Genomic DNA, 364 nt, shown 5'->3' on the forward strand with positions numbered 1-364 from the left:
CGCTGATTCTTCGGAATCGGCGGGATTTTTGCGTTCCCCGAATTTTATGGTTTTTCTGGCTTGAGGTGCATATTATCCTCTTTGCTCCTGCAGGGATTGGGTGGGTGGGTACCTCGCGTCTCCCAAGACTACGGGGTGCGCTACATGTTTCCTCCGCGCCTACGCAGGGGCACCCGTCGCACAGACGCTCCGCCCCTCCTTGCTTCGCTGCGGAGAGCGTCCGTGTGACACCCTGAGGGCGCTTCCGGAAAACGTAGCTGCACCCAGGGGCTCCCGGTGGGCACGCCTATACGCAATCTGGCGGGTGCATGGAGGTTTCGGTGGCCTCCGTAGCGACATCAGGGTGCCCGAAGCGAAGCGAGGG

The organism is Rothia sp. HMSC062H08 (assembly GCF_001810775.1).
Lineage (GTDB): Bacteria > Actinomycetota > Actinomycetes > Actinomycetales > Micrococcaceae > Rothia.